The organism is Microcoleus sp. D2_18a_B4, assembly GCF_036702475.1.
Classification (GTDB): domain Bacteria; phylum Cyanobacteriota; class Cyanobacteriia; order Cyanobacteriales; family Microcoleaceae; genus Microcoleus.
Genome location: NZ_JAUBTL010000009.1, coordinates 34,138 through 55,734 on the forward strand (window position 1 = coordinate 34,138; position 21,597 = coordinate 55,734).

The window sequence follows — 21,597 nt, forward strand, 5'->3', positions numbered from 1 at the left end:
AATTCAGAAACCCGGTTTCTTAAAAAAACCGGGTTTTTCACCACAACAGACAATTTAAATGGGTTAGTCTTGGACGCGAAAAAACATGGTTTCTACGCAACGTACTTAACCGTACCCTTACGGTAGCTAAGTATGTATTTCTTGTCAAGATTTTTCCATCTAATTTTAAATGATAGGCTAAGCGATCGACACAATACTAGCTCGCTCGTAAGGCAATCTGTTTGTCGGCAAAACATCCAGATTAATTTGCAACGAATCCAAAGCCGGATTTTCGGCTAGCAGCTTTTGCGTCAAACTCTTATTAAGAATTTCCCAGAAATCCGTTTCATTGGGATAATTAGTCAAGAAACTGTCGATGCTTTGGTAAATCGGCACAAAGTCGGGATACTCATCCTGGGTAATTCCTGGTTTGTACTGATATTTGACATCAATATTGAGGTTATTCAAACCCTGGTGATCGATCGAGTAATTAGGAATCTTGAAATCCCATGCTTCGCCTAATTTACCATCTTGAGTGCGAGTAACGGTACTGCTGCGATCGTAAGGCAATCGGTTCGTCGGTAAAACATCCAAATTAACCGTCACCGACGAAAGTGCCGGATTGTCAGCAAGCACTTTTTCGGTCAGATTTTTGTTGACAATTTCCCAAAAATCTGTTTCGTTCGGGTAGTTAACTAAAAGATTGTCAATGCTCTTGTAAATAGGCACAAAATCAGGATACTCATAATTTTGAATCCCGTCTTTGTACTTATAATTTACATCAATATTCAGGTTGTTTAACCCTTGATGATTAATGGGGTAATTGGCCAATGTAAAATTCCATTTCTGCGTCAGTTGAGCGTCGGACGGAAAGAAAGCAATTCCTATTGGACGCTGTAGCTTGCTGTCGGGAGGGACAAAAATAGAACTGTTACTCGATCCAGAATTTCCCGATAGTGGCAGCGGCTCGTCAGTCTTGCCATTATACCGCAAAACAGCGCCGGCACTGTTAGCATTGGCGCGGTTGTCAAAGCCAACTGCAAACAAATTGCCGATCGGCGAAAAAGCCAAACTACCTACATAATTGCTACTGGGGGAAGTGTCAGTATAATTGGTAGATAAAACCTTGACCAATTCCCCACTTCTTAAATTGTAGCGCCTGATATCGTTAGCAAAATCGCTGACATAAAGGTCGCCGTCACCGGGCCCGATTGCCATTCCCAAAAGACTTGCAAATCCCTGACTCCGAGGCGAAGGATCGGGCGAAGCAAAGATACTTGACTGCCGGGTTTGCGGGTTGTAACGCAGCACCTGACTGGGGAAACCGGCGCTATAATCTGGTTGACCATTCCGAGCAACACTCCCCTGCGTTGTCACATACAAATTGCCGTCAGGAGCAAACAGTAAACCGTTCGGGCCATTCAATCCTCCCGCTTGCTGATTTCCCGAAGCAAATACATCAATAAACTGTCCTGTTTTGCCGTTATATCGGAGAATTTGGTCACTCAAAAAACTGCTGACATAAAAATTACCGTCAGGGCCAAAAGCTAAACCGTAAGGGCGAAACAATCCCCCAGTTTCATCGGCCGCCGTGTTCGGATTATCGCCGACAAACTTGTCAATAAATGCGCCAGTAATTCCGTCATACCGCAATACCGCAGATGCTGTCGGTTCTCCCGAATTTCCGGGCTTTTCGCCGCTACTAACGTAAATGTCCGACTTATCATCGCCATTGCCATCGGGTCCAAAAACGATCGTATCTGGATTGGACAAACCGCCGCTTCCCGGTGAAACAAATTCGCCTAGAAAATTGCCGGTATTGCCGTCAAACCGAAGTACATTATTTCCCCGGCTATTGCCAACTAGGAAAGTTCCTTGAGGATTGCTGGGTTGAGTGCGAGTAACTTTGCTGGTGCGGTTGTAGGGCAAGGTTTGGCTTGGCAGAACGTTGAAATCTATCTTAATTGCCGCCAATGCAGGATTTTCGTTGAGGATATTTTGAGTCAAGTTTTTATTGACAACTTCCCAAAAATCAGTTTCGTTCGGATATGTGGTTAAAAAGTTATCAATGCTCTTGTAGATTGGCACAAAATCGGGATATTCATTGGGAGCGATTTCCGGCTTGTACTGGTAATCTATATCGAGATTGAGCTTGTTCAATCCTTGGTGATTGATTGCGTAGTCTTTGACTGAAAAATTCCAATCTTCTGCGATTTTGCCCGATTGACTGCGGAAAACTGTACTGGCGCGCTCGTAGGGCAATCTCTCCGTTGGCAAAACTTCCAGTTGAATCGTAACATCTGTCAGTACCGGATTTTCATTAAGCACCTTTTCCGTCAAATTTTTGTTAACAATTTCCCAAAAATCTGTTTCGTTCGGGTAGTTAACTAGGAAATTATCAATACTTTGGTAAATGGGAACAAAATCTGGATATTCGTTCGGGGTAATTCCCGGTTTTAACCCGTAACCAACTTTAAGGTTGAGGGTGTTTAAACCTTGGTGCTCGATGGTGTAATCTTTAAAATTGAAAGCCCAGTTTTCATCAGGAAATAGGGAAGAAGTTTGGGATAGGGAGAGTTCACCAACAGGTAAAGCCATCCCTGTCAGTTCGTCTATCTCACCTTGAGTGGAGGTAGCGGTCGGGGATTTGAGACTACTATCAAATTTAAGATTGTCGCCTCCTGACGATGGGATCTCGAAGTCGGTTAATTGCTCAAAAAGGTCGTTAGCGAAGCCCTCGTAGAGGATCGCACTACCAGCAGCAGCAGCAGCCCAATCTCGTTTTTCAGTCAAAGCGTAGCTGGTATCAAATAAAATATTGGTATCGCCTACGGCAATTGTCCGGATCTGATTTAAGCGATCGAACTTACTGCCAAATAAGTCTAGTATTTCCGCTGAAACACCCGCAACATTTCCCGGAATCGGATTTTCTGGAAACCGTCCTGCTGTGTTAAACATAAGCTATTTTTTTAGATACACCCGCCATCGGGAATTAATTTGAAAGGATTATACCCTCTTTTCCAAACACGTCAAGTACCTTAAGAAGTTTTTTATATTTTTTTACCCAAATTAAACCTGAAATTTGTCCCCTTTCTCAATCCTATCGTTTGCCGTTGCATCAATATTGTTCAAATGTCAAACAGATTGTTCAAATGTCAAACAGTCAATAGAAATTTATGCGAAAAACCAGATTTCTAGTTCCCCGCACACAGATCCTGATGTGGCATACTCCTAAAAAAGAGAGACGTGCTTTTATCCCTTGCTCTTCCCTATTTAAAATCTAAAACCGGGAAAGGTTTCGCCGCTTCCATCTGCGCCGCTAAAGCAATTAAAGTTGCTTCCGCCGCCGGCCGCCCGATAATTTGAATCCCGACGGGCAAACCGTTGTTATCTAAAATAGCAGGAAGTGCGATCGCAGGCAAACCGCTAGCATTAAACGGTGGACAAGGAGCAACCCAATTAATAATGCGCTGCAAAGTTTCTTCAAAACTCAAATCCGCCCACTCCCCAACCCGGATTGGCGAGTGCATATAAGTCGGCAAAACTAACACATCAAATTTTTCAAAGAATCCCACAATCCGCCGTGAAATCACCTGCATTTGATTCACCGCCCGCAAATATTCCCCAGCCGAAATAGTTCTTTCTAACAGCCAGCGATTCATCGGTTCCAAAGCAGGGCCTGGAATGCCACTTGCCGCCGCCCCCGACTGCCAAATTGCGATAAACGGTTCGATTAAACCCGTAAAATCCGGGCATCCAGGTTCGACATCATGACCCAAATCTGTCAATAATTTTACTGTTTCGAGTACCGCTTGCTGACAGATAGGCGCAGCCTCGCCCACAGGGGAAATAGTCGTAGAAAACGCAATTCGCAGTTTGCCCTGCTGTTGACGGGAAGCCTCTAGAAAAGTCGGATTTGAATCTGGTAGCCAGTACGGATCGCCTGTTGTGTAGCCTGACATCACGTCCAAAAGTGCGGCGGCGTCAGCTACAGTGCGCGCCAGTGGGCCGTTGGCCGAAATGCCGCTGAGGTAATCTCCGACAGGGGCCCAGGAAACTCGCCCCCGCGACGGTTTAATGCCCACTAAACCGCAGCAGGAAGCTGGGCCTCGAATCGAACCGCCGCCGTCTGAACCTTGGGCGATCGCACACAAACCCGCTGCTACAGCCGCCGCTGAGCCACCGCTGGAACCTCCGGGTGTATAGTCTAAATTCCAGGGATTGCGCGCCGGTGGGAAACCTTCTGGTTCGGTGTAAGGTAATGAGCCAATTTGAGAGGTTGCTGTTTTCCCCAGAATGTTAAATCCTGCTGCTTTGATCCGCCATACTACTGACTCGTCGTAGGCAGAGATGTTACCCAGCAAAGCCTGAGTGCCGTATGTACACGGAACGCCGGTAACGGGTGTCAAGTCTTTAATGGCGATCGGCACTCCGAAAAAAGGTGGCAATTCCTGTGGCTTGTTTAACCCAGCTAGTTTTTCCGTTTGAGATTTAGCTAGGGCGATCGCCCGCTCGGCCGTTACAGTAAAATAACTGCCCAGCTCAGGGTTTAATCGCTCAATGCGTTCCAAGTACAGATTGACAATTTCTAAAGGCGACACTTCCAGGGTGCGGATCGACTCCGCCAACTCCAGAGCTGGAGTAAAAGCCCGATCGACAGAATTCATCCGTTTAAGTCCTTAATATTTGGATAAAGTATCAATTTATACTGCGTGGCTGCGGACAACTCTTTTCCTTAACAAAAATTCTCCCACAAAGTAGAAAATCCCTATTTGCTCCTAGGGCCAGAGCGATCGCATCCTCCAATTGGCAGAATATTTCCTTAGTAGTGCAGCATTATGACCCCCTCTTAGGATAGACTGAGAACAACAGTTAAGCTTTTGTGCAAGACGCGCACAATGGCGATCGGCATTGTCCAACTTCCACAAATCATCTGTTCGAGTCAGCCTTCTCACCAACTTAAGGTAGCGCATATGACACAACAGCATCCGCCCGCTCCTCGCCCGCCCGTACCCGGAGCCCCCCCACCGCCCGGAATGCCCCGCCCTCCAGCTCCAGGGATGCCCCCCAGAGCAGCAGGAATGCCACCAGCACCGCCGCCCGCACCAGCACCGGCACCAGCACCAGCAGCGCCACCAGCACCAGCACCAGCCTCGCAATCCTTCGCCACACCTAAAGGCCCGATCTCTAGCAGCGGCGGATCTCCGACTTTGAAAGAGCTAGTAATCCGAGCCAAAGAAGAAGGAGTATCCGACCTTCACCTCGGAGTAAACGAAGTTCCCCGCTTCCGCACGCGGGGCGAGATTGCCGACATCGGCTATCCACCGACGGATTTAGATACGTTTTTTGGCTGGTTGCGCGAGTGCATGAGCGATGAAGAAATTGAAATTTTCCAAAAAACCCTAGACTTTGACGGCGCTTTCGACTTCGGGTTCGTCCGCATTCGGATCAGTTGCATGGACTCCTTGGCCGGCCCGGCGATGGTACTGCGACTAATTCCTGCCAAAATCTTGACAATGGAGGAATTGAAACTGCCGGAGGTATTTAGGAAAATATGTGGCTACCACAAAGGGCTGATTTTGGTGACAGGCCCGACAGGTTCGGGTAAGTCTACCACGTTGGCCGCGATGATCGACTACATCAATAAGAATAAAGCCTACAATATCATCACGATCGAAGACCCGGTAGAATTCGTACACGAAAGCAAAAAATCCTTGATCAAGCACCGGGAAGTCGGCAGGCACACCCTCAAGTTTATGAGCGCTCTCAAAGGCGCTCTGCGACAAGACCCGGATATGCTGCTAGTAGGAGAAATTCGGGACAGAGAGACGGTGGAAATCGCCCTCAAAGCCTCTCAAACCGGTCACTTAGTTGCAGGAACCCTGCACACGAACAGTGCGGTTAAGACCCTGAACCGGATTCTTGATATGTTCGGGGCGGAAGAACAGGATGCCATACGGGTCTCAATTTCCGAATCCCTAGTGGCGATTATTGCTCAACTGCTGTGCAAAACCACAGACGGAAAGCGGGCTGCTTTCCACGACGTTATGATCAATACCGACGTGGTTAAGGAATACATTCTGAAGGGCCAGAATGAGGAAATTAATCAAATCATGATCAAAGATACTTATGAAGGCATGACGACGATGAATAAGTCGCTCTACGGCCTTTATCAAGAAGGTCGGATTACTGAAGAACTTTGTGTAGAGAACTCGCCGTTCCCGAACGAAATGGCTCAGATGCTCCGAGGTCGAGTCTAAAGGTCGAGTGTTAACAGTTAGCAGTTAAAAGTTAACTGTTAACTGTTAACTTTTATTGGTGTACTGAATTGAAAGTCGATCGCCCGATTTTGCCAGAAATTTTCAAAGGCATTGCGCTGTTTACACCAGGGGGAGACTTAATCTATTGCATAGACCCCCGCAAGCAAACTCGGTGGCACTTGCAGTTGTGCGTAGCTCTACAGGAGATTCTCGGTTTGTCGGAACCGCCACATTTTCTGATACCTTGCTACACGGCAACCGTTGACTCCTGGCTCGATCCAGGCGATCGGCAGGTGCGGGTTGCTGCCGAGGCTTACCCCCCCGTGCTGCGACATCAAACGCTGCTGAACGCCATTTTTGGGACTGGCGACTTAGTGTGGCATCCCCGCAGCGAAGAAATGTGCGAACCGATGGCGATTGCTACTTATCACGAACAATTCCCCGAACTTTGGGAAAATCACGACTTAGTTGTACAGTATGCCAGCGCCGAAGCTCGATCGGACTGGAGCAGTTCGATAGTAACTCCCTTGGGCTTTCCGCAATCGCAGCAGACTCGGCTTCCCAAACCAACAGCACTCACCCCACCGCCACAAACTCAAGGGTACGTTTTGCGTCTGTTTGTTTCCGGCAGCAACCCCAGCACCGAACGCACCCTCGAAACTTTACATCAGTTCTTAGAGCAATGCCTCGATCGTCCCTACACTTTAAAAGTAATTGATGTTTTGAAACATCCAGACCAAGCTGAGGCAGATCAGATTTCAGCAACTCCTACTTTGATTAAAATCTGGCCGAAACCCGTGCGACGAATTGTCGGGGAATTGAACGATGATGAAAAAATAGTGCGGCTGCTGAGCTATGCGGAATTTTAGATTGGGGCGAGGATTTTTGCGATTATTTAATACGGGCGATCGCGCAATACAGTTCAGTTAACACTGTTAATTCCCCGGAGATCCCCCTCGCATCCCCCTTAAGAAGGGGGACGCAAGAGCAACTTCTTGTCCCCCCCTTCGTAGGGGCGGTGCCCCCGTGCCCGCCCTCTTGGCTAGGGGGGATCAGTCTTATCTGAACCGTATTGGGCGATCGCCGGTTAACTCACCATTGAATTAACAGCATAAGACTTATGCACGATTGTTTAGAAACCGGGTTTTTTTACGAAAAGACCTGTTGTAGACCGCAGATTCGGTGAAAAACCCGCTTTCTGGGTCGCCATGCGATTTAGGCCGTCCTGGACGCACGAGACCAAAAAAACCCGGTTTCTCGTTGTGGCCATCGAGCGTATATGACCAAATTACCTGAAGAAACCTGGTTTTTGCGTCCATGGCTGTTAGGTTAACTTACTTGGCTTGAAAATTGTGGTAAGGTGCGCCGAAGAGCACCCTACTTTACCACAATATTTCTGGCAATCACGAGAATTGAGAACCGTGCCTGAAGTAAAAAAGGTCGATCGACTTAATCAGGAAGACAAACATCCGGGGCGCACAAACTGGGGAAATCCAAAGTTGTGACTTCCAGCGTATCCAACTCAACTCTTCGGATTACATGATTGTTCGTATCAGCAACAAACAAATGAGGCCCGATCGCACTCAACCCTGAAGGTTCAAAAAATCGAGCCTTGAGACCTTTAGCATCAACCAAACCTGCTGTACCATCTCCAATCATTGTTCTGCACGTACCGCCCCGGTGGTCGATCCGCTTAATTTTGTGATTGTAAGTATCAGCAACCCAGAGGTAATTTTGAGCGTATTCAACACCTAAACAGTGCTGTAACCTTACCTCCTCAGCGCGACCATCTTTATCTCCAAAACCAAACAATTCACCGCTACCGCAGACTGTACGCACCTTCGGGTCTTCATCAATACCCACAGCGCGAATCGAACTAATTTCGCTGTCAGCAACAAACAACTCCGATCGATCCGTAGACAAGCCGCTGGGCTGAGAAAAAGCAGATTCTGCAAGACTTCCGTCAACACAGGATTCTCGGCCAATACCTGCATAAGTGCCGATCGTGCCAGTGTCTAACTGCATTTCCCAAATTTGGTGGGAACCCGCCATTGCAATAAAAAGTCTATTTCCAACTCTTTCTAAATCCCAAGGCGAATTCAATTGCGTTTCTAAACCCTTGCCGCTGCGGGGTGAAATTTCGTGACTTTGTTCGCCGGTACCAGCAACAGTTTCTACCCGTTGAGTCGTAAAATCAATCTTTCTGAGAGCATGATTTTCCGTATCAGCAACATATAGAATTTGACTTTCTGCATCAAAAGCCATACCTTGAGGTGCATAAAACTCAGCCTCTTCAAAGTTCCCATCAGTTAAACCCGGTTTACCGCTACCGATAACGTGCAGCACCTCACCTTCGAGGGTGCTGACAACAATCCTATTGTGGCCGGAATCGGCAATAAATAAGCAAGAACCCACTAAGTTTTGTATGACTGAATTAGCCGGTCCGGGCAATACAGTTTCATCTACAGATTCATTTTCCTGACTCATTTCGCCCAAAAGCGCGCCCTGTTGGTGAAGCTGTTTTGCCTCCGTTGCAGCGATCGCAAATGCCAGCACTTTACCGGGAAAAGCCAGCGGTGTTGATACTGGTTTGCGCTGTTTTTCTAAGCTAAAACGGAGTTCTTTAAAGTTGAGCGCATTTTTATCTTTGTATTCAGCAATTAACTTGCCAACTAACTCGTCAAGTGCTTCTCTATTGCCTTCGCCGGAAACAAAGCCGACGACATAACTTTCAGGATCTATCACCATTAAAGTCGGCCAAGCGCGAACCGCGTAGCTTTGCCAAACTTTCATGCCGCTGTCAACGATTACAGGATGTTCGATATCGTAGCGGAGGATAGCTTGGCGGATGTTTTCTACTTCTTTTTCGTTTTCAAATTTGGCCGAGTGAACGCCGATAACCGTGAGGGAATCTTTATATTTTTGTTCGAGGTATTTTAAGTCGGGCAGGACGTGCAAGCAGTTGATGCAGCAGTACGTCCAGAAGTCGAGGAGGACGACGCGCCCTTTTAAGGATTCAATGGATAAAGGTTTTTCGGTGTTTAACCAGGGGTAGTTTCCGGGGAATTCTGGTGCTCTGACGCGAGGCATGGCATCTCCTGGGTAGGATGTGAATAATTTTTTTACTTCTTTAATTTAGCGGGAAGTTTCGCGGCATGGGGAAAAAGGGAGGTTAAGGAAACCGCCGAGGGTGCAGAAGGCGCTGAGAAGGAGAAGGGAGGGAAGATGCCCAACCGTCGTTATTGCGTATAAATACTTAAGGAATCCATCGTTTAGACAAATCCAGGAATCTTAGCCAAGATACTTGACATCTTGGGCTGGCAGGTTTAATCTATTTCTAGGAACCTTAGCCAAGATTTTTAGGAAGTGGTCAATGTCAAAGATCATCTACGATCTCATCCAGCGCTTTGAGGTAGAAAATGGAGTCCCTCGCCTGATTTCAACCAAAATTGAGGTCATTGAAGGCGGAGAGGATTTGATATCGCTAGCTACCCGTTTGCTGAAGCAACTTGGTTTCTACGAAAAGTTTGAGGAGAAACGAACATCTCAATATGTAGGATACAGACTTAAGAATCCTGGAAAAGGAGATAAACGTTATCAACTTATTTTAGGTCAGCGGAAAGAGGGTTTATGTATTTCTATTCCTGAAGAAGTTTTAGAACCATATCTTTTGCAACTGAAGTCTCACACATATATCGAAGAGGAACTAACCGTAGGTTACATTATAAAAGGAATTTTTTGGGTATTACCAAGCAAGAAAAGTTTATTTTTAGAGTCACTTCACCCTAACTATTGGTCTCTTTTCGAGGAAGGTGAAATAGTAGGCGATTTTTATTTGAATAAGTTAATAGATGAAGATGGATATGGATATGGAACTGTGTTACCCAGCAGAATTTTAGATGAATTTAACCCCAATACTTTGAGCGACCCCGAGAGCTATCTGGTTCTCAGTCAAGATAAACTTTTTCCTTACACATTCCAAGTATGTATTAGTTATAGTTCTATTTTAGAAGAGTTTTTGGGTTATTTTGTAAAAATTATATTAGATTATGAAGCGGCTGTAGTTAGCAGCAAAACACAGCGAAATTAGTCGGACTTTGGAAACTAACTTTTAGGATTTTGATGAAGCAGATGAGGAACCTGGGGTTTCTCATAGAACTACAAATCATTAACTTGATACTGGAGCAAAACTAATGTCTGTAAAAGCCAAAAGACTTGTCAACTCTTACGAAGAAAGAATGCTTGAGTTTCTTCATACCTGTGTAGACAAAAACTATAAAATCCATACACAGGTTAGCTTGTCCCAAATTTGCGAACAAGTCAGCAACCTTGACTGGGAACTCAAAAAGTTTTTATTTAGCCCCAGTGCTGTGGATGCTCTAATCACAGACTTGAACTACAATCCTTGCCTAGTAGTAGAGTTTCAGTCTCAATACCACGATAGCCCAGAAGCGAGAGAGCGCGATCGCAAAAAAGCTACTTTACTTGATTTTGCCAAAGTTCCCTTAATTTATTCGCGGGTAAAAGAGTGTGGTTTGTTATATCTCTCGTCTCCAGATAAAGAAGTAGTTTTAAATTTATTCACAGGAGAAGACAGGGAAGAGGCCCAAGCGCTAATCAGGCGGTATTGTATGGAATCAGTCGCGCCTCAAGTTCAGCTTATAGCTTGGTAAGTAGGAATAGTTAGGTTATGTCCGAAAATACCAAGCTAATTAATATATGGCTTCCAAGGCGGGTTCACCAACAATATAGTCTTCTTGCTTCTCCCAAATTTTATCCTTGGTTTTCCCTGCTGTTATTTTCCAAAATAACCAATACACCGTTAATTTTATTCTGCTCGATCGCACTTGCGATCGAGTTAAGCCACAGATTGATATTCTGGGGTTCTCCTTGCAATGGCAATAGAACCAGATTGGGGTAATATTGCTCTCTATCTCGATCGCCTTCCGGTGACAAAGCAGCATTTAACCATTGACTAAAATTCTCATTCTCGATTTGAATTAAATCACCCAAAAATACACCCTCTACGACTTCTCCCTCGCTAGCACCTAGCACTTGTTTAGCCCGATCGTTAGCGGTAATAATGTTACCTTTTTCATCTGTCGAGATGACGCCGTTAGGGAGCGATCGCACTATATCTTTATGTCTTATTTCTTCTTGTTTGACCTTGGAAAACAAGATAGCGTTTTGCAGGGCGACTCCTGCTTGGATGTTAAACGCTTTCATAAATTCCAGGTCGTTGCGATTGAAACTCGCTTTCCACCGTCCGGGGACCTGCGGCCAATCTTCCGGGGTGTAGGGGGGGTATTCTCCTTTTCGTTTTTTATTAACTAATAGGGTGACGCCAATCAATTTGTGGTCTGAGTTAAACACTGGCATACACAGCATACTGCAAGTACGGTAGCCAGTTTTTTTGTCGATTTCTTTACACATGGCGGCGCGGGGGTCGTCGTACACATCAAAGGGTATCAGCAGGGGTTCCCCCGATTGAGCCACCATACCTGCAAAACCGGCTGTTCTGGGTATGCGAATTTCTTTAAGGTCGCTGCCGATCGGGATTTTCGTCCAGAGTTCGTCTTTATCTTCGTCGATCAGCCACAAGGTACTGCGATCGGCATTCATCAGTTCTTGGGCCCCATCCATCACCCGCTTCACGGTATCATCTAAGTCTAGACTGCTCTGACAAAGAGCGTTGATGGCGTTCATCAGCCCTGTCGCGGCCCGTTGTCTTTGACTTGCGGCGTACAAAGATTGGACTGACTCTAGAATTAGGCGAATCGACGGGGCAAATTCTCGAAAAACTTGTTCGTCTGCTTGAGTAAACCCTACCTTGTCAATTTGTTCGTCTAAAGTACCATAATCTTGGTGGTTCGGCTTGAGTTTATTAATGAGTTGAACTACTGCGATTAACTTGCCTGTTTCTTCATTTAACAAAGGCATAGCCAGCATTGTAGAGGTGCGATATCCTGTTATGTCGTCAACTTTTTTGGCGTTTACAGAACGTGGGTCATCATAGAAATCATAGGGAATATTTACCACTTTTTTCTCCGTGGCTACTTCTCCCGCAATGCCCACATGGGCGGGAACTCGGATCTCTAGGCTTTTGCCATTTTCATCTTTTGCTACCATTGCCCAGAGTTCATTCGGCTGTTCATCGAATATAAAAATTGTGGCTCTATCTGCATTCAACAATTCCCCTATTTTTAGAGTAATCTTCTGCAACATTTCATAAAGGACTGCATCAAATCCTCGCTCGTCAATCATACTATCTAGGAATGAAAGGATGAGATTGAGAATTTCACGCTCTTGATGTCCTTCGCAACAAATATTTTTCATACTCACCGAGAAGCTCTCCTTCTTTAAAATATCTAAAATACTCATCCAATAACTCCTATGATAATTTTTATGAGGCACAGTCCAGAGATAACTATCAGCAGCAAGAGTTTAAAGAGGTAGCTATCTCTGCGGTGAACGCTACCTCCCGATTCCGAAATAAATCTAACAGCAACCGCCGCCGTTATAATGCCAAGTCGAATCAGTAATTAACACCTTATCGGGCATCAATCCCCCCAACTTCCCAGCAGTTTTATCGCAGACAGCCGCCGGAACTCCCCGCTGCAAAACGTGACCCGCCCCGTCATCAAACAGCTCTTCAGAACCCGTATAAATCGCCGTCTTGCCAGTGAAAATGCAAGCTCCGTCATCCGGTACATCCACTTTGAAAGACACCGAATCCAGGCTTTCTAACAGCAAATCCGCATCCAATTGATAATTGTGTTTGTCGAGCAATCGGTAAGGACGGCGCGCCCGCACTTCGACTTGCCCAAAACCAACGTCTACAAGGTGTTGAACGTATTCTTCGTATGTCAAAGCGCCGGACAAACACAAGGCCCGCAAGCGTTGGTCTTCCTTCAAATGCTGGGGAATGGGGCGAGTTGCGATCGGATCGCTCATCAACAATCTGCCACCCGGTTTTAACACCCGATAAGTCTCTTTTAATGCTTTAGCTAAATCCGCTGGTTCAAAGATATTAAACAAGCAGTTTTGGGCGACAACATCTACAGAAGCATCCGGCACCGGCAATGCAAAAGCATCGCCTTCACAAATTTCTACAAAACTCGGATCGAACCAATCATTTTCGTGGGCAGCAATTTGCAAGTTTCGTGCAGCCGCCTCTCGCATTGCTGGAACCGGATCGACGGCAATAACCGATCCTTTGTGTCTAGAGAAATATGCAAATTGTAGTGCTTCCAAGCCGCCGCCGACGCCTACATAAAGCACGAAGGGATTGCCGACGAGTTCGGCGGCGTGAACGGTTGTGCCGCAGCCGTAATTCATTTCTTGCATTTGTTCGGGAATTTTTAATCCTGGCAATTGCAATGGACTGCTTTGGACGCAGCAAAGTCCGATTTGGGGTGTTTCGGCAACATCGCTGTAGAATTTGGCGGCTGTTTCGAGGTAGGTCATTTTTTAGTGTCCTAATTTTTGATTTTTGACCGCAGATGGATCACGGGCGGGACGCCCATGCCACGAAGCCCAGAAAGTTTTTGTTAGGTGGCAAATTCGACTGGAGCACGGGCGAGACGCCCATGCCACGAATCCCAGAAAGATTTTGTTAGGTGGCAAATTCGACTGGAGCACGGGCGAGACGCCCATGCCACGAAGCCCAGAAAGTTTTTGTTAGGTGGCAAATTCGACTTTTTGTTCGGATTTTGGCTGATTTTCTGGTTGGGAAACTGTTGTTTCGGGAGGGGCTAATTCGCTGGTTGGCTGGTTAGGAGTTTCAGCGGCAACTGGTGGCGTTGGCGGTACAAGATTGGGAGATTGTTCTGGTATCGCGGGAGCAACTACTTTTGGTACTGGAGCTTTTCCTGTTATTTCTGGCAGGGTTGGTGGCTCTGAAGGATTAGCAGGTTGCTGTTCTTCACGCAAGAAGTTGCGGAAACGATTGTAGTATCCTTTATATTCCTGTTTTTTTGTTTGGGGAGATGCTGTTGGGGTCGGTTCTATTATTTTAACTGGTGCAACAACTTTCGGGGTTTCTAACTGTGGAGTTGCTGTCGGTGTCGGTTCTATTACTTGAACTGGTTCTACAATTTTCGGCGCTTCGAGTTGGGGGGTTGCTGTCGGTGTCGGTTCTATTGCTTGAATTGGTTCTACAACTTTCGGCGCTTCGACTTGGGGGGTTGCTGTCGGTGTTGGTTCTATTACTTGTATGGGAGCAATTTCGGGAGCGACTGTTGGCTGTAAGCTTGGTTGGGTAACAGGGGTTTCTGGAACCGCTGGTGAGGGTGGGACAACTGGTGTTTTTTCTAATGCAGGTGTCGGTGTCGGTTCGGGGGTTGGGGTTGGTGTGGGTGCGGGGGCTTGGTAGGTGCGATCGACTATACTGCGAGTTTCTGCGGCTGTTAGTTCGCCCCGCACTAATTTAGAAAGAGGCTCTTGGCCAAGCGGCTGGAAATTTATCAGTCTGACTGTATTATTAAAGGCGTTTTTGACGATATTTCCCCGCTCGTCAATTAATTCTAGCTGTACCCAGTTTTTGCCTGGTTTGAATCCTTTAAGATATATAGGTTGCCACTGGTCGATCGCAAAGCTTTCGCCGTTGACTGTGGCTCGAATTTTCCAATCGAGTATTTCATCTTGGGAATTTTCTTGCGCCACTTCGTGCGGGGGGGCATTTGTCAAGTAAAAGTCGAGCAGGATGGGCTCTGCCCCGTAGCTGCCTTGGGGGCTGTTGTACGTTAATAGGGGCAATGTTCGATCGGGATTATTGTCGTCTGTTTTGGTAAAAATGTGAAAGGTGGTTTGAGCCACGGCACCTTCGTTTTTAAAGCTTTCTTCCCAAGGGCGGGCGGCGAACACCTGCAGGGTATGGGTTCCGGGATCTAAGTCGGAGAGCGTTAAAGGTTGGTTGATGTCGTAAACTGCTGCATAAGGTTGGTTGTCTAATAAAACTTGCAGATGGGGGCCCAAACCCAAGTTTGCATCTTTGAAAATGGGCAAGTCCTTAACTTGGAACTGAACAGACACATTTATATCCTGAAGCACTTCGTCAGGTTTTGGATTCAAAATACTAATGTGAGGCTGGTAGATTTCTAGAGCCTGACGCAGTTGTTGAATGGCTTCTGGGGGAGAAACCTCTGAGATTCTGTTTACTGGGGCTGTAGCTGAGCCGCTCTTGTTCCCTGGTTTGGGCAATTCGGGATTGCCCGCGCCACAACTTGCTAAACCCAACATTAATACTGCTACTGCCAACAATGCCAGCAGCCTGCCCGCAACCGTTCTGTGCCAATTGATCCCAATCACGCAACCATACTCCTAGAAGCCTTCTCATAGGGAACTATAGCCCAAAAATGAATTTAGTATGGGGGAATTGCCGGCTTTGGAATTCCCAAGTCGCGTAGGAACCCGGATTGAGGCAGCAGCGGGCAACCCATCCTCTCCGACTCTTAATTGCCGCGGCCTTTTTGCCAAACATATAGCGGTTCTCAAGCGTGGTGAGGTATGGGGGTGAGTCCTAGGCTTAGGCCTATGCCCTATGCCCTATGCCCTATGCCCTATGCCCTATGCCCGCGAGAGCACCTCATGTTACTGAGAAAGGCTATATATCTACAAATGAGTATTCCTAAATTACCTTATCTTTGAGTTTTGTAAAGTTAATGGCAGTACCCCTTGACTTTTTCGAGGGACTGTGGGATTTAAAGGCGTTATTACATCAAGAATTGAGCCTTTTTTAAGTATTGTTAACAAGCGATTAATACTTCTCTAGCAAGCTTATAATTCATAAAACTCCCTCAAAAGGAGCAGGCGTATCAAGTCTGAATCAAGGACGCGATCGGCGGCTCCAGATAGCGAGAAGAGTTGGCAGTACCCAGGCACATTGTTAGCGACACTGGGAAACTGGCTTCTTCACAGAAGCAAAATGCTTGGGGAGACGATGCACCTGCGTCTAGCTCTGCAAAGAGTAAAGTGCCGTGTAGTGTCGGCTTTTTCGAGAATCCCCCGCCTAATCAAGCGTGGGGAGTGTCCGGTACAGTGTTCAGTTCTCGTTCCTTGTCTTACCGAGAGGAGAGTCTTCATGACCATTAGTCCTCCAGAGCGAGAGGTAAAAGCTAGGGTAGTAGTCGATAAGAATCCGGTTCCAACTTCTTTCGAGAAGTGGTCAAAACCCGGTCATTTTGATCGCACTCTAGCTAAGGGGCCAAAAACCACCACTTGGATTTGGAACCTCCACGCTAACGCTCACGACTTTGACAGTCATACAAGTGACTTAGAAGACGTTTCGCGCAAAATCTTTAGCGCTCACTTCGGCCACTTGGCAGTAATCTTCGTATGGTTGAGTGGCGCATATTTCCACGGCGCTAAATTTTCCAATTACGAAGCTTGGCTGACAAATCCTACAGCCATCAAGCCCAGCGCTCAAGTGGTCTGGCCGATTTTTGGTCAAGAAATTTTAAATGCAGATGTAGGCGGCGGCTTTCACGGGATTCAGATCACCTCTGGTCTATTCCAACTGTGGCGCGCCAACGGCATCACTAACTCATACCAGCTATATTGCACTGCGATCGGCGCCCTGGTAATGGCAGCTTTGATGCTGTTTGCCGGTTGGTTCCACTATCACGTCCGCGCTCCGAAACTGGAATGGTTCCAGAACGTGGAATCGATGATGAACCACCACTTGGCAGTTTTGTTAGGCTGCGGGTGCTTGGGCTTCGCAGGACAACAAATTCACGTTGCTCTGCCGATCAATGCTTGCATGGACGCGATCGATGCAGGTGCACCGCTGACAGTCGGCGGTAAGCTGATCAAAACAGTTGCCGACATCCCCCTGCCGCACGAGTGGATTTTGACACCGGGCTTGATGGCTGACATCTACCCGAGTTTCGCTAAAGGTTTAACCCCCTTCTTCACCCTCAACTGGGGCGCATATACAGACTTCCTGACCTTCAAAGGCGGTCTGAACCCCACCACAGGCGGTTTGTGGCTGACTGATACAGCACACCACCACTTAGCTTTGGCAGTGCTATTCATCGTCGCTGGTCATATGTACCGCACGAACTGGGGCATCGGCCACAGCATGAAAGAAATCCTAGAGAACCACAAAGGCCCCTTCACTGGTGAAGGTCACAAAGGTCTCTACGAAATCCTGACTACTTCTTGGCACGCGCAACTGGCGATTAACTTGGCACTGATGGGCTCTCTGAGCATCATCGTCGCCCACCACATGTACGCGATGCCTCCGTATCCGTACATCGCGACCGACTACCCGACTCAGCTATCCCTGTTCACCCACCACATGTGGATTGGCGGATTCCTGATTGTTGGAGCAGCCGCTCACGGAGCAATCTTCATGGTTCGGGATTACGATCCCGCTGGAAATGTCAACAACTTGTTGGATCGCGTGATCCGTCATAGAGATGCGATCATTTCCCACCTGAACTGGGTTTGTATATTCTTGGGCTTCCACAGCTTCGGTTTGTACGTTCACAACGACACGATGCGCGCTTTCGGTCGTCCTCAAGATTTGTTCTCGGATACCGGGATTCAGTTGCGTCCGATATTTGCCCAGTGGGTGCAAAACATCCACGCTTTGGCTCCGGGCACAACAGCGCCTAATGCTACGGAAATCGTCAGCCACGCTTTTGGCGGCGGTGCAGTAGTAGTCGCCGGCAAAGTAGCGATGATGCCGATCGAGTTGGGTACGGCGGATTTCATGATCCACCACATCCACGCTTTCACCATTCACGTTACAGTCCTGATTCTCTTGAAGGGCGTGTTGTTTGCACGCAGTTCTCGCTTGGTTCCTGACAAAGGCAACTTGGGCTTCCGGTTCCCTTGCGACGGCCCCGGCCGTGGCGGCACCTGCCAAGTTTCTGGTTGGGATCACGTTTTCCTAGGCTTGTTCTGGATGTACAACTGCATCTCGATCGTGATTTTCCACTTTAGCTGGAAAATGCAGTCGGACGTGTGGGGAACAGTATCGTCAGACGGCACAATTTCTCACATTACCGGCGGCAACTTCGCACAAAGTTCGATCACGATTAACGGCTGGCTGCGGGACTTCCTGTGGGCGCAAGCTTCTCAGGTGATTCAGTCCTACGGTTCGGCACTGTCGGCCTACGGTCTGATGTTCCTAGCTGGACACTTCGTCTTCGCCTTCAGCTTGATGTTCCTGTTCAGCGGCCGCGGCTACTGGCAAGAACTGATTGAGTCGATTGTTTGGGCTCACAACAAGCTCAAGGTAGCTCCGTCGATTCAGCCTCGCGCTCTGAGCATTATTCAGGGTCGGGCTGTGGGTGTAGCTCACTACCTCCTAGGAGGAATTGTCACTACGTGGGCATTTTTCCTAGCGCGAATCATTTCGGTAGGGTAAACTACCCCTAGGTTTTGGATTCTCGATTTGGGAGGAATCTCAAATCGAGAATCCAAACTCCGAACCGAATCCCTTCAATTTTGTTCAGGATTCAGGATTAATCAAGGCTTATGGCAACGAAATTTCCAAAATTTAGCCAAGACCTTGCCCAAGACCCGACCACACGGCGGATCTGGTACGGGATTGCCACAGCACACGACTTTGAAAGCCACGATGGCATGACCGAAGAAAATCTTTACCAAAAGATTTTTGCTTCTCACTTCGGCCACGTAGCAATCATTTTCTTGTGGACATCGGGCAGCCTGTTCCACGTAGCATGGCAAGGTAACTTTGAACAGTGGATTAAAGACCCTCTAAACGTCCGCCCGATCGCTCACGCGATTTGGGACCCGCAATTCGGCGCTCCTGCAGTAGAAGCTTTCACTCAAGGGGGCGCTTCTAACCCGGTGGATATCTCTTACTCCGGTGTCTACCATTGGTGGTTCACCCAAGGGATTCGGACAAACGCCGACCTGTATCAAGGAGCTATCTTCTTGCTACTACTGGCGGCTGTATTCCTGTTCGCAGGTTGGTTGCACCTCCAGCCCAAGTACCGCCCCAGCTTGTCTTGGTTCAAAAATGCTGAATCTCGCCTCAACCACCACTTGGCTGGTTTGTTCGGTGTCAGCTCTTTGGCTTGGACTGGTCACATGGTTCACGTTGCTATCCCCGAATCTCGCGGACAGCACGTAGGTTGGGACAACTTCCTGTCTACCCCGCCTCACCCGGCCGGTTTGGCTCCGTTCTTCAGTGGTAACTGGGGCGTATACGCCGAGAATCCAGATGCAGCGAACCATGTCTTCGGTACTTCCGAAGGCGCGGGAACCGCAATTCTGACTTTCTTGGGTGGCTTCCACCCTCAAACAGAATCCCTGTGGCTGACAGACATCGCTCACCACCACTTGGCGATCGCAGTTCTGTTTATCGTTGCCGGTCATATGTACCGGACTAACTTCGGTATCGGTCACAGCATCAAAGAGATGTTGGATTCTAAGGCGGGTTTGGTCGGCGGCAAGAGTGAAGGTCAGTTCAACTTGCCTCACCAAGGCTTGTATGAAACCTACAACAACTCCCTGCACTTCCAACTGGCATTTCACCTCGCTGCTTTGGGCGTAATTACCTCCTTGGTAGCACAGCATATGTACGCGATGCCTCCCTACGCTTTCATAGGTAAGGACTTCACGACTCAGGCTGCGCTTTACACCCACCACCAGTACATTGCTGGATTCATCATGGTCGGCGCTTTCGCCCACGGAGCTATCTTCTTGGTGCGGGACTACGATCCTGAAGCAAACAAAGGCAACGTGCTCGATCGCGTGTTGCAGCACAAAGAAGCGATTATCTCTCACTTGAGCTGGGTGTCGCTGTTCTTGGGCTTCCACACTCTCGGTTTGTACGTTCACAATGACGTTGTAGTTGCTTTCGGAACTCCTGAAAAGCAAATCTTGATTGAACCAGTGTTCGCACAGTTCATCCAAGCTGCTCACGGAAAAGCTCTCTACGGCATGGACGTGCTGTTGTCTAACCCTGACAGCATTGCTTCTACCGCTTGGCCCAACTACGGCAACGTATGGCTCCCAGGCTGGTTGGACGGGATTAACAGCGGTACTAATTCTCTGTTCTTGGCGATCGGACCTGGCGATTTCTTGGTTCACCACGCGATCGCACTAGGCTTGCACACCACCACCTTGATCTTGGTCAAGGGCGCTCTGGATGCACGCGGTTCTAAGCTGATGCCGGACAAAAAAGACTTCGGTTATGCTTTCCCTTGCGACGGCCCCGGCCGTGGCGGTACTTGCGACATCTCTGCTTGGGACGCGATGTACCTGTCTGTATTCTGGATGTTGAACACCCTAGCTTGGGTAACGTTCTACTGGCACTGGAAGCACCTAGGCATCTGGCAAGGTAATGTGGCTCAGTTCAATGAGTCTTCTACCTACCTGATGGGCTGGTTCCGCGATTACCTCTGGCTGTATTCTTCTCAGTTGATCAACGGTTACAACCCGTATGGTACTAACAACTTGTCAGTCTGGGCTTGGATGTTCTTATTCGGACACCTTGTTTGGGCAACTGGTTTCATGTTCCTGATCTCTTGGAGAGGTTACTGGCAAGAGTTGATCGAGACTTTGGTTTGGGCTCACGAGCGCACTCCTTTGGCTAACTTGGTTCGCTGGAAAGACAAGCCTGTTGCTTTGTCGATCGTCCAAGGTCGTTTGGTTGGCTTAGTTCACTTTACTGTGGGCAACGTCCTCACTTACGCGGCCTTTGTAATTGCCTCGACAGCCGGGAAATTCGGGTAATTCCGAAGTCTGGTTTCTAGGTAATTAACTAAAATCCCCCGCCTTCTAGCGGGGGATTTTTTTGTAACAGTTCTCTGGAAGATATGCAGAAAAAACTAGGTGCTAAGCGCGGCTTAAATTGGCTAAGGAATGAGAATTAAATAACTTACAATGCGTGATGGTTCTTGTGGGATGGGCGTCCCGCCCGTCCAGAAAGGGCGGGATCTTAGGCCCAACCCCTACTCCCCACTTTCAAGAGTGTAAATTATTTAATTCGCGATCCTAAGAGCATACAAGCAATCAAAAAGCTAAGCTCGCCAGTTCTTGAAGTTTTGAGAAGCGCGATCGCCCCGAACCTCACCAAAAGACCGATCGCCCTTATCTCTTCAAATCTCCCCATTCATCTGCATTTGATGCACCTTGTCCGCCAACTCTTGGCGGCTTTCCTTATCGAGTGCATCAATTGCCAGCATTCCCAAATACACTACTTCTTTCTGAGTTAGTCTGGTCGCTAGCGCTTGTTTTTGAATGACTTCCTTGATCACGGAACTGACCGCGATCGCAGTATTAGTTTTAGCCACGAAGAATAATCAACTATTAATAACAACTTTCCTTGATGTTAGCATCCTCAATCCGATTAAGTAGAATGATGTTTGACTAACTA

At 47.6% G+C, this 21,597-nt stretch carries 13 protein-coding genes; 6 read left to right on the top strand and 7 right to left on the bottom strand.

Annotated features, from left to right (window positions below; translation table 11 throughout):
- Window positions 1–177 precede the first annotated feature (177 nt).
- Together QUB04_RS07810 and QUB04_RS07815 are read right to left on the bottom strand one after the other, a co-directional pair.
- Window positions 178–2,937 (bottom strand): NHL repeat-containing protein, encoded by a 2,760-nt coding sequence (locus QUB04_RS07810; protein WP_333283072.1) that lies wholly within the window; start codon window positions 2,935–2,937, stop codon window positions 178–180.
- Between the two features lie 311 nt (window positions 2,938–3,248).
- On the bottom strand, window positions 3,249–4,646 hold the full coding sequence (locus QUB04_RS07815) for an amidase (RefSeq protein ID WP_333283075.1): 1,398 nt from the start codon (window positions 4,644–4,646) through the stop codon (window positions 3,249–3,251).
- A 306-nt stretch (window positions 4,647–4,952) separates the two neighbouring features.
- On the opposite strand from QUB04_RS07815, the gene QUB04_RS07820 reads away from it, so the two are divergent.
- Entirely contained in the window at window positions 4,953–6,239 is a 1,287-nt protein-coding gene (locus tag QUB04_RS07820; protein WP_333283258.1) for a type IV pilus twitching motility protein PilT, read from the top strand.
- A 68-nt stretch (window positions 6,240–6,307) separates the two neighbouring features.
- Entirely contained in the window at window positions 6,308–7,108 is an 801-nt protein-coding gene (locus QUB04_RS07825; RefSeq protein WP_333283078.1) for a circadian clock KaiB family protein, read from the top strand.
- A 580-nt stretch (window positions 7,109–7,688) separates the two neighbouring features.
- Here QUB04_RS07825 and QUB04_RS07830 read toward each other — a convergent pair.
- Window positions 7,689–9,329, bottom strand: coding sequence for a thioredoxin-like domain-containing protein (locus QUB04_RS07830; protein WP_333283081.1), 1,641 nt, complete (start codon window positions 9,327–9,329; stop codon window positions 7,689–7,691).
- A gap of 283 nt (window positions 9,330–9,612) precedes the next feature.
- On the opposite strand from QUB04_RS07830, the gene QUB04_RS07835 reads away from it, so the two are divergent.
- Both QUB04_RS07835 and QUB04_RS07840 read left to right on the top strand, forming a co-directional pair.
- On the top strand, window positions 9,613–10,329 hold the full coding sequence (locus tag QUB04_RS07835; protein WP_333283084.1) for a hypothetical protein: 717 nt from the start codon (window positions 9,613–9,615) through the stop codon (window positions 10,327–10,329).
- 103 nt (window positions 10,330–10,432) lie between these two features.
- Window positions 10,433–10,912, top strand: a complete 480-nt coding sequence (locus QUB04_RS07840) for a DUF2726 domain-containing protein (protein WP_333283088.1) — start codon at window positions 10,433–10,435, stop codon at window positions 10,910–10,912.
- A gap of 100 nt (window positions 10,913–11,012) precedes the next feature.
- Here the strand turns inward: QUB04_RS07840 and QUB04_RS07845 are convergent, their stop codons facing one another.
- The 3 genes from QUB04_RS07845 to QUB04_RS07855 form a co-directional block, all read right to left on the bottom strand.
- Entirely contained in the window at window positions 11,013–12,620 is a 1,608-nt protein-coding gene (locus QUB04_RS07845) for a GAF domain-containing protein (RefSeq protein ID WP_333283091.1), read from the bottom strand.
- 117 nt (window positions 12,621–12,737) lie between these two features.
- A complete protein-coding gene (gene arsM / locus QUB04_RS07850) occupies window positions 12,738–13,706 on the bottom strand; it encodes an arsenosugar biosynthesis arsenite methyltransferase ArsM (RefSeq protein WP_333283094.1) in 969 nt (322 codons plus the stop codon).
- Window positions 13,707–13,919: 213 nt separating this feature from the next.
- Complete coding sequence (locus QUB04_RS07855) at window positions 13,920–15,548, bottom strand: hypothetical protein (protein ID WP_333283097.1); 1,629 nt, start codon at window positions 15,546–15,548, stop codon at window positions 13,920–13,922.
- Between the two features lie 772 nt (window positions 15,549–16,320).
- On the opposite strand from QUB04_RS07855, the gene psaA reads away from it, so the two are divergent.
- A complete protein-coding gene (gene psaA, locus QUB04_RS07860; protein WP_333140502.1) occupies window positions 16,321–18,615 on the top strand; it encodes a photosystem I core protein PsaA in 2,295 nt (764 codons plus the stop codon).
- Between the two features lie 110 nt (window positions 18,616–18,725).
- Complete coding sequence (psaB, locus tag QUB04_RS07865) at window positions 18,726–20,954, top strand: photosystem I core protein PsaB (protein ID WP_333140504.1); 2,229 nt, start codon at window positions 18,726–18,728, stop codon at window positions 20,952–20,954.
- Between the two features lie 365 nt (window positions 20,955–21,319).
- On the opposite strand, the gene QUB04_RS07870 is transcribed toward psaB, so the two are convergent.
- Entirely contained in the window at window positions 21,320–21,514 is a 195-nt protein-coding gene (locus QUB04_RS07870) for a hypothetical protein (protein WP_333211449.1), read from the bottom strand.
- Window positions 21,515–21,597: the final 83 nt, after the last annotated feature.

What these genes read in the sequence shown, in the direction of transcription:
- QUB04_RS07830 (WP_333283081.1), bottom strand. Translation starts at nt 9,329, where the DNA reads ATGCCTCGCGTCAGAGCACCAGAATTCCCCGGAAACTACCCCTGGTTA.
- QUB04_RS07840 (WP_333283088.1), top strand. Translation starts at nt 10,433, where the DNA reads ATGTCTGTAAAAGCCAAAAGACTTGTCAACTCTTACGAAGAAAGAATG.
- QUB04_RS07835 (WP_333283084.1), top strand. Translation starts at nt 9,613, where the DNA reads ATGTCAAAGATCATCTACGATCTCATCCAGCGCTTTGAGGTAGAAAAT.
- arsM (WP_333283094.1), bottom strand. Translation starts at nt 13,706, where the DNA reads ATGACCTACCTCGAAACAGCCGCCAAATTCTACAGCGATGTTGCCGAA.
- psaA (WP_333140502.1), top strand. Translation starts at nt 16,321, where the DNA reads ATGACCATTAGTCCTCCAGAGCGAGAGGTAAAAGCTAGGGTAGTAGTC.
- psaB (WP_333140504.1), top strand. Translation starts at nt 18,726, where the DNA reads ATGGCAACGAAATTTCCAAAATTTAGCCAAGACCTTGCCCAAGACCCG.
- QUB04_RS07820 (WP_333283258.1), top strand. Translation starts at nt 4,953, where the DNA reads ATGACACAACAGCATCCGCCCGCTCCTCGCCCGCCCGTACCCGGAGCC.
- QUB04_RS07815 (WP_333283075.1), bottom strand. Translation starts at nt 4,646, where the DNA reads ATGAATTCTGTCGATCGGGCTTTTACTCCAGCTCTGGAGTTGGCGGAG.
- QUB04_RS07810 (WP_333283072.1), bottom strand. Translation starts at nt 2,937, where the DNA reads ATGTTTAACACAGCAGGACGGTTTCCAGAAAATCCGATTCCGGGAAAT.
- QUB04_RS07845 (WP_333283091.1), bottom strand. Translation starts at nt 12,620, where the DNA reads ATGAGTATTTTAGATATTTTAAAGAAGGAGAGCTTCTCGGTGAGTATG.